Origin of the sequence: Pseudoalteromonas sp. NFXS39 (assembly GCF_040148775.1) — a bacterium.
GTDB lineage: Bacteria > Pseudomonadota > Gammaproteobacteria > Enterobacterales > Alteromonadaceae > Pseudoalteromonas > Pseudoalteromonas apostichopi.
In genome coordinates this window covers 66,169-75,294 of the sequence record NZ_JAGDEC010000013.1, presented here as the reverse complement: position 1 = coordinate 75,294, position 9,126 = coordinate 66,169, and the positions used below count along the sequence as shown (strand labels likewise).

At 40.1% G+C, this 9,126-nt stretch carries 6 protein-coding genes; 3 read left to right on the top strand and 3 right to left on the bottom strand.

Annotated features, from left to right (window positions below; translation table 11 throughout):
* Positions 1-170: 170 nt before the first annotated feature.
* Complete coding sequence (gene gppA / locus J3455_RS18950; RefSeq protein WP_349562172.1) at positions 171-1,664, bottom strand: guanosine-5'-triphosphate,3'-diphosphate diphosphatase; 1,494 nt, start codon at positions 1,662-1,664, stop codon at positions 171-173.
* A gap of 45 nt (positions 1,665-1,709) precedes the next feature.
* Positions 1,710-2,987, bottom strand: coding sequence for an ATP-dependent RNA helicase RhlB (gene rhlB / locus J3455_RS18945; protein ID WP_130050027.1), 1,278 nt, complete (start codon positions 2,985-2,987; stop codon positions 1,710-1,712).
* A 90-nt stretch (positions 2,988-3,077) separates the two neighbouring features.
* Here rhlB and trxA point away from each other — a divergent pair, with 90 nt between their 5' ends.
* The 3 genes from trxA (at position 3,078) to J3455_RS18930 (ending at position 6,258) form a co-directional block, all read left to right on the top strand.
* Entirely contained in the window at positions 3,078-3,404 is a 327-nt protein-coding gene (gene trxA, locus J3455_RS18940) for a thioredoxin TrxA (protein ID WP_054554679.1), read from the top strand.
* Between the two features lie 181 nt (positions 3,405-3,585).
* Complete coding sequence (rho, locus tag J3455_RS18935; RefSeq protein ID WP_062566226.1) at positions 3,586-4,845, top strand: transcription termination factor Rho; 1,260 nt, start codon at positions 3,586-3,588, stop codon at positions 4,843-4,845.
* Between the two features lie 162 nt (positions 4,846-5,007).
* Complete coding sequence (locus J3455_RS18930) at positions 5,008-6,258, top strand: methyl-accepting chemotaxis protein (RefSeq protein WP_349562171.1); 1,251 nt, start codon at positions 5,008-5,010, stop codon at positions 6,256-6,258.
* Here J3455_RS18930 and J3455_RS18925 read toward each other — a convergent pair.
* Positions 6,231-9,065, bottom strand: coding sequence for a tetratricopeptide repeat protein (locus J3455_RS18925; RefSeq protein ID WP_349562170.1), 2,835 nt, complete (start codon positions 9,063-9,065; stop codon positions 6,231-6,233). The two genes, J3455_RS18930 and J3455_RS18925, sit on opposite strands and share 28 nt — an antisense overlap.
* Positions 9,066-9,126: the final 61 nt, after the last annotated feature.

Genomic DNA, 9,126 nt, shown 5'->3' with positions numbered 1-9,126 from the left:
TTTGCTTTTTTGTAAGCAGTCCGCCGTGTCGGTGGATGCGCATTATAGGGAGATCCGAATTCAGATCAACTGTTTTTTGCAGTTTTTATTAAAAAAATGACTGTTCGCGCAAAATACGAACGAAACGCGTAAAAACAATACTAAAAAAGGCCCCAGAGGGCCTTTTGACGTTATTTTACTATGAGCTTCCAACCTACTTTTGCTTGTAGCTTGGACTCTAGTTGCAGCTCACAGGCCATTAATGGGTGATATTTTAACCAATCACCATCAAATGTCAGTGTGAGGGTGTTTTCATTAACACTGAGATCGATTGCTGGCAGTACATCATCTTGGCGGCGCATTGATAAGATTACTGCAATCCGCAAGACTCTTGTTAAACATTCAGCTAACTGCTGATGGCAACCTAAATGAGCAAAGCTGTTTTTTAGCAGATCAGCACGATGTTCATTAGCAACAGCCGTTATCAATTTATGTTCAGATTGTGAGAAACCTGGCAAATCGGTGTTTTCTATTATGTAAGCTGTGTGCTTATGATAAAGCTTATACTCTATTAACAAGCCAATCTCATGCAGTTTTGCTACCGTTCTTAATAATGCTATTGCGTTATCATCGATTGATTGCCATTGCTGCGCTACATTTTTTGCCAGTTGCTCTGCAAGTTGCGCAACGCGACAGGCTTGTTTTTGATCAACATGATAGCGATTCATTAAACCATCAACAGTACGCTTACGAATATCGTGGTTATGAAGCTCTGGCACCATGCTGTATAAAACACCTTCACGCAAGGCACCGCGAGCAAGGCCCATTTGCTTAATATCTAGCGATTCAAACAATGCGATTAAAATAGCGAGGCCAGATACAAACACCAAACGGCGCTCTTCACTCAACCCTGGAAGCTCAAGATCAGCAATTGTTGCAAATTGCACTGATTGTTCTTTAATGGCGAGTAGTTTATCGAGAGTTAATAGCTCATCTTGATTTTGTGCAACCATGATCTCTTGAATCGCTTGCACAGTACCTGATGCGCCACTCGCTATTTGCCACCCGCTCGCTTGGTATTCATCAACAATTTCTGAAACGACTTCACTGGCAGCTTTAATTGCAGCTGCAAAGTTTTCGTTGCTGAGTTTTTGATCTTTGAAATAGCGCTCTAAAAAGGTGACACAACCCATATGCAGGCTTTTATAGTGCAATGCATCAAAACCCTTACCGATAACGACTTCGGTACTTGCCCCACCGATATCAATAACGAGTTGTTTTCCGCTACAGGCAGAGGTATGCGCCACACCTTTATAAATTGTCTTAGCTTCTAACTCACCGCTGATAACATTGATTTTATGACCAAGGATCTGTTCAGCTTTTTCCTTGAATACATCAGCATTGATAGCAAGACGTAAAGTTGCGGTCGCAACAATTGTGATGTTTTTCTGTGGTATGTCTTGCAAACGTTCAGCGAACAAGGCTAAGCATTCCCAACCTCGTTGCATGGCTTCTGTGCTTAGGACGTTATTTTCATCAAGCCCTGCAGCAAGCCTTACTTTACGTTTAACTCGACCGATCGTTTGTAGACCGCCAGCAATCGATTTAGCGATCAGCATATGAAAGCTATTTGATCCTAAGTCGATTACTGCATACACATTTTTTTGCGGTTGAAGTTGCCCCACCGTTCAAAAACCTCTAGTTACTACTAAGTCTTCAATAACGGTCGTTTATTGCGACCGCGATTTCTGGTAACTATTATTTGGTCGACGTCCGTTGTTATTACGATTACGTGGGCCTGTAGAATAGTTCCGCTTTTTCTGAATAGTAGGCTTAGTTAAATCATCAAGCAATGCACTTTTATCATAATGTGATAATGGAATGCTGTGTTCTATATATTGCTCAATTTCGTGGAGATTATAGGCATACTGCTCACAGGCAAAGCTAATAGCGTGTCCTGATGCACCAGCACGTCCAGTACGGCCAATACGGTGTACATAGTCTTCACAATCATCTGGCAAATCAAAATTAAATACATGACTTACTTCTGGGATATGTAAACCACGGGCAGCAACATCTGTTGCAACTAAGAAATCTAAATCACCTTTGGTAAATTGAGCCAAAATTGATTGACGCTTTTTCTGGTTTACATCACCGGTTAATAAACCAACTCGGTGACCATCTGCTTTCATCCATGCATAAACATTCTCACAACTGTGTTTCGTGTTTGCAAACACAATTGCTTTATCTGGCCATTCTTCTTCAATCAATGTTAACAGTAACTTAATTTTGTCATCTTGTGATGGATGGAATAGCTCTTCTTGAATTCGCTTACCTGTTTTTACATCAGGTTCAACTTGAACATGCTCTGGGTTAGTCATGTGTTCAAATGCTAATTCCTGAACACGATAAGACAAGGTTGCTGAGAATAGTAGATTTAAACGCTCAGACGCTTCTGGCATACGTCTAAACATATAACGGATATCTTTTATGAAGCCTAAATCGAACATTCGATCTGCCTCATCAAGCACCACAACTTCAATTTCGTTCAGGGTATAGCAGCCCTGTTTATATAAATCGATAAGGCGTCCAGTGGTACCAATTAAAATATCAACACCTTTTTCTAGTTGTGCACGTTGTTTTTCGTAATCTTCGCCACCATATACTAAACCTAAGTTAAGATTACAGTGTGGCGCTAAAATTTTTGCATCTTTGTGTATCTGAATCGCCAGCTCCCTTGTTGGGGCCATGATCAGGGCTCTTGGATGTTTACTAGGTGCTTTGCTAGATTGTAATAACCGATGGCACGTGGCAGTTAAAAACGCCAACGTTTTGCCCGTACCTGTTTGTGCCTGGCCCGCAATATCGCGGCCTTCACAAATAAAAGGTAGGCATTTCGCTTGAATGGGTGTGCAATATTCAAACCCATTTTCGGTTAAACCGGCAACCACTTCCGGTGCGATAGCAAAGTCTGAAAACTTTTTATCGGTCAAATGTGTCTTAGTCATAGCGTTTAAGCATAACGTTTAAACTTGCAATAAGAAACAAGAGTGTTTAAATACGCATTAAATATTTCGCCTAACTAATCGGAGATCGCAATGAGCGAGAAAATTATTCAATTAACTGACGATAGCTTTGAAGCTGACGTACTACAATCAGACAAACCTGTACTTGTTGATTTTTGGGCTGAATGGTGCGGACCTTGTAAAATGATCGCCCCTATTCTTGACGAAGTAGCTGGCGAGTTTGATGGCCGTGTTACCGTTGGTAAACTTAACATCGATCAAAACGCAGGCACACCACCTAAATTTGGTATTCGTGGTATCCCTACGTTACTTCTTTTCAAAGATGGTCAAGTTGCAGCAACCAAAGTTGGTGCACTTTCTAAGACTCAATTAGTAGAGTTTTTAGAAAACAACATCTAATGAAAATATAAAAAAAGGGCTTTTTGCCCTTTTTTTAGCTTTATTTTGTTTAAAGACTGGACGCCTTGCTAGTGACCTGCTAGTTTATAAAGCCAACTAATCCTTAGTTATACCAACAAACCTCACTCATGTATCAAACGATGATTTTGAGTATGACAATTGTAATAAAGAACCCACCAATATGCATTTACGCGAATTAAAAGACAAGTCTATTAAAGAGCTTGTAAACTTAGCTGAGTCCATGGGGCTCGAAAACGTAGCCCGTTTAAGAAAACAAGATATTATTTTCGCCATCCTAAAAGCGCATGCTAAAAGCGGTGAAAACATCTACGGCGGCGGTGTACTAGAGATCTTACAAGATGGTTTTGGTTTCTTAAGATCATCAGAAGCATCTTACTTAGCCGGCCCAGATGATATTTATGTATCACCGAGTCAAATCCGTCGATTCAGCATGCGTACTGGTGACTCAATTTCAGGCCTTATTCGCCCACCTAAAGACGGTGAGCGTTACTTCGCACTATTAAAAGTAAATGAAGTAAACTTCGACAAACCTGAAAATTCTCGCACTAAAATCCTATTTGAAAACCTTACCCCACTTCACGCTAACGAACGTTTACGTATGGAGCGTGGTAATGGTAGTACTGAAGACATCACGGCTCGTGTACTAGATTTAGCATCACCAATTGGTAAAGGCCAACGTGCACTCATCGTTGCTCCACCAAAAGCGGGTAAAACGATGCTACTGCAAAACATTGCGCAGTCAATCAGCTACAACCAGCCTGATTGTGAGCTAATGGTGCTTCTAATTGACGAACGTCCAGAAGAAGTTACAGAGATGCAGCGCCTTGTTAAAGGTGAAGTAATTGCCTCAACGTTCGATGAGCCAGCAAGCCGTCACGTTCAAGTTGCTGAGATGGTAATTGAAAAAGCGAAGCGTCTTGTTGAACACAAGAAAGATGTAGTTATCTTACTTGACTCAATTACACGCCTTGCTCGTGCCTATAATACTGTTATCCCATCATCAGGTAAGGTATTAACCGGTGGTGTTGATGCGAATGCATTACACAAGCCAAAACGTTTCTTTGGTGCGGCTCGTAACGTAGAAGAAGGCGGTAGCTTAACAATTATCGCAACAGCGCTTATCGACACTGGTTCGAAGATGGATGAAGTTATCTACGAAGAGTTCAAAGGCACAGGTAATATGGAATTACACTTAAATCGTAAGATTGCTGAAAAGCGTGTATTCCCAGCGATTGACTTTAACCGTTCAGGTACCCGTCGTGAAGAATTACTAACCAAACCTGATGAACTACAAAAAATGTGGATCTTACGAAAAATCGTTCATGAGATGTCAGAAATTGACGCAATGGAGTTCTTAATTGATAAGCTCTCAATGAGCAAAACCAATGATGAATTCTTTGACTCAATGAAACGTCAGTAAAAATTACTTTGTTTTTACAAATGCCTGTCTAATACAGGCATTTTTTTTATGTAAAACTAGGACATAACTCTTTAAAAGTTATACTTTTAAAGAGTTGGTTTATTGGTAATTTATAGAAATTTGTTCTATATATTAAAGGATTAAACGCTAAGGATTCCCTCAATGACTCGCATTAGAGTAGTTGTAGCTCTATTTATAATAAGCTTACTTAGTTGTATTGCTAGTTTTGCCATATTTGATTTTTCTATCACTGCTATGGCTGTACTTATGCTTGTTGTCGTAATCCCATGGCTTGTTCTAATTAGCTTTATTTATACAACTGATCAAAAGCAACAAGATTATTTAAGCTACTTTATTACGCATACCGCTTCTGAAAAGGGGATCGATTTTACTTTTCGCTTTGACGAAAATGACACCCAATTACCAAAGGAGTGTCATGCACTTAACGCTGGTTTAACAATGGCTGAGCATATGATAAGTGAAATATATGTATCATCAGCCCGCTTGTTACCAATGGCCGATGCATTACGTGATACTTATGCGTCAATGACTCAAAAAGCGACAATTCAAGATGCCCATGGCATTGACCTAGCAAACACAATTAATCGTATGATTGAGGTATCTAAAGAACTGGATAGAAGTCTTGAACAAATATTAAGCTCGGTATCAGATGCGACTAAATCAGTTCAACAAACTCGTTTAGACACTGATAAAAGCCAAGCAAGTCTCATAAAACTTGCCAATAATATCAACCTCACCAGTGAACAGATTATTTTACTTAAACAAGATAGTGATGCGATAGGCTCCGTTATTGACGTTATCAATAGTATTGCAGAGCAAACTAACTTACTTGCGCTAAACGCTGCAATCGAAGCCGCTCGAGCTGGTGAACAAGGCCGCGGTTTTGCAGTGGTTGCTGATGAGGTACGAAACCTAGCTGCTCGTACTAGTAAGTCGACACAAGAAGTGCGTGAGATGGTATCTAAAATTCAACATAGTACTGAACAAGCAAACCTATTAATGCAAACAGCACTTAAAGAAACGGAGCGCACGGTTGAGCTTTCTGAGGCTTCTACTAAAGAAACCAATAAAATTGAGCAAGCAATGCTAGAAATTAATGCGTTTTCTGAGAGTGTCCATGAGCAGGTAGCTATGCAAAGCCAGATGTCAGATGAAGCACAAGTTAGTATAGATGCAATGGTTGAGCTTAACTCTGATGCACTTTCAAGTTCACAAATACAAGCGGTGTCGAGTAAAGACTTAGTGCGCCTTGCACACTCTCTGGACGAAAAACTGTCAATGTTTCTTATCACTCCACCTGAAACCGATCAAGAGCAGCGTATTGATCATTCTAGGTTTGAAATGACTCAAGAGGTTGAACAAGTTCAAGACGGTGATATTGAGCTGTTTTGATCAACCGAAGCGTTGTGTAGATGCTCTAGTAATTGAGCAACCAAACTAGTTAAGTCAGCAGTTTTATCTTGCTTCAATGCCGATTCAAGTGCCATAGCACTATCCGCGATATCATCCAGCGCAAACATTTTCGCAGCACCACCGATTCGGTGAGCATCCTGTTGTAAATTAAATAGCTCATGGGCTGCAAAGTGCTGCTGTATCAACGCGCTTTCATGCTCAAAGCTATTAATAAAGCTTGCAACCAAATCACTCATATCTTGCTGAGATTTAGCTACTGCGCTGTCCTTTTTACAATGCTTAGCAAGTTGCGTATAAAATACTTTCTTATCAATTGGTTTAGCAAGATAACCGGTGAACCCTGCTTGAAGATAACTGTCGATTTCGTGGCTAATAGCATTAGCCGTTAACGCATATACTGGCTGTGTAAAGCCGCACTCTTGTAATAACTTGAGCGCTTTTAAACCATCAAGTACTGGCATTTGAATATCCAGCAGTACCACATCAGGAAATTCCTTAAGGCACTGCTCTACAGCTTGCTCACCATTTTCTACCGCAATTACTTCAAGGCCCATAGATTCTAAATAACGAGCAATTAAACGGCGATTATCAGGGTGATCTTCAGCGAGTAGAACTTTCCCAGATAAACCTTTTACAACTGGCTGTACAAACTTTTCAGACTCTATCACATCAGAGCTTGGAGTACGTTCTTTACATGGTAAGTAAAACGAAAATATGCTGCCTTTATTTAGCTCACTTTCAACACTAATATAACCCCCCATCATCATTGCAAGCTGTTGCGATAAGCTTAACCCAAGCCCTGTCCCCCCAAAGCGTCGGCTAATACTGTTATCTCCTTGCCTAAAACACTCAAATATTTGTTTTAGTTGCTCGGTATTCATACCAATACCGGTATCAGTTACACGAAACCACACGCCTTGCTCTACTTTAGAGACTTTTAACTCTACTTCGCCTTGGTTAGTGAATTTAATTGCATTTGCACATAGGTTGATGAGTATCTGTTTTATGCGGGTAAAATCTAGCTGACAGTAAAACTGCTCGCCAAGCACATTATGAAAAGTAAAGTTAAGGCCTTTATCTTTAGCCTGGCCACTGAGCATCGAGTGGACGTCGGTGAGTAATCGAACTAAATCACCTTCTTTTAGGCTTAACTCAAGCTTGTTAGCCTCGATTTTACTAATATCGAGAACGTCGTTAATCAGCTCTTTTAAATGATCGCTTTGTTTTTGAATCACGGCAAGCTCATCGTTTAACTGCTCTGGTTTATAATAACCATTCATTAAATTATCGGTTTGGCCCAGTATTGCGGTTAAAGGAGTACGAATTTCATGACTAATATTTGCTAAAAACTGACTTTTAATTTCGTTAGCACTACGTAGTTGCTCTGCCGTTTCTTCAAGCTCCTTGGTCCGCTTAGCAACCATTAACGAAAGTTGCTCTTTTGCACCTTTTTCAATACTGCGACGGTAAATAGTAATACCCGTTACCACTATCATCACAAATAAGATAAACAACATAATGCCCAACTGACGCTGTTTTGACATTTCGAGCTCTTGTACATGCTGTAGCTGCTTCAACTCAACAATTTCTTGACTGAGCTGACTTGCTTGGATTTGGCTTTGTAGCTCGCTCATTGACTTTAATAATCTGATGCTTTGCTCACTTTTAAATGAACGAACAAACTCATCAAAACTAGCAACAGCTCCGGCATAATCTCCTTTTCCGGATTTAATCAGGGCCATCATTCCGGCGCCATCTTGCACTCTAAGATCGTCTTTATATTGTTTAGCCATAGAAACAGAGGTGGTGAGAGTTGCTTCAGCCTTATTTAGCTTACCTTGTAATAACTCGATTTTTGCCTGTGACAATAAGCCTGCAAGCTCTAAGGTTTTATTATCAATACTTTTTGCAAATTCAACTGCTTTTTCTGCATGACTTAAGGCAAGCTCTAAATCACCGGTGCGTAAATATACATTGGCGATATTAGCGTGGCGAGATGAGAGAAAGTAAGCATTATTCGTTTCTTGGTAGTATCTCAAGGCTCGCTGATAGTAGTGCAAAGAAAGTTGATACTGACCAAGTTCAGAATACGCAACCCCCATATTGCCATAAGACTGAGCTATGCCATCTTCATCGCCTAACTTTTGGAAAATCTCTAGCGTTTCTCGATACATTTCTAATGCAGTATCATAACTTGATAAACGAATATAAATACCTGCAATGTTGTGTAATATATCGGCTTTATCTTGTGCATTACCATGTTCTTCGTAAATATCTTTCGCTTCTTTGTAATATTTCAGCGCTTGCTCCATATTGAACATATCAAAGTAGGCAAGGCCAATATTACTTAGCAAATTAGCCTCAGCAATTGGTTCAGGTAGCTTTTTGGCAATACTTAATGCTCTGCTGTAAGCAATTACCGCTTGCTGCATCAAGCCTTGATAATAATAAGTTACGCCCTGCATTTTTAGGGCAAGGAAATAGCGCTTTGGGGTCGCAGCAAAACTAGTTGCTTGTTCTGCCAATTGGTAATTTTTTACGGCCGCTGAGAAATTACCTTTAGCTAGAGCAAAGTCCCCAAGCTGCATGTATATATCGAGGCTTTGTTCTTGATTTGTTGTATTTTGATTAAGCAGTTTTTTGGCAAGCTGTTGCTTTTCTTGCCATTGCTCGGATTGGCTAAATTGCTCAAGTAACGAATTGGATGCAAAGCTAGACTGCGAAAAAAACAAACTACAACTGAACATTAAAGCAGTGAGCAAGCTAACACGCAGTGATGTGAACATATGGCGAAATCCCTTAATATCAACTTAGCCTGAAAATGAGGTTATTTAAGCTCGGCTAAAT

Coding starts and splice junctions, on each gene's coding strand:
- rhlB (WP_130050027.1), bottom strand. CDS start 2,987: ATGACTAAGACACATTTGACCGATAAAAAGTTTTCAGACTTTGCTATC.
- trxA (WP_054554679.1), top strand. CDS start 3,078: ATGAGCGAGAAAATTATTCAATTAACTGACGATAGCTTTGAAGCTGAC.
- J3455_RS18930 (WP_349562171.1), top strand. CDS start 5,008: ATGACTCGCATTAGAGTAGTTGTAGCTCTATTTATAATAAGCTTACTT.
- rho (WP_062566226.1), top strand. CDS start 3,586: ATGCATTTACGCGAATTAAAAGACAAGTCTATTAAAGAGCTTGTAAAC.
- J3455_RS18925 (WP_349562170.1), bottom strand. CDS start 9,065: ATGTTCACATCACTGCGTGTTAGCTTGCTCACTGCTTTAATGTTCAGT.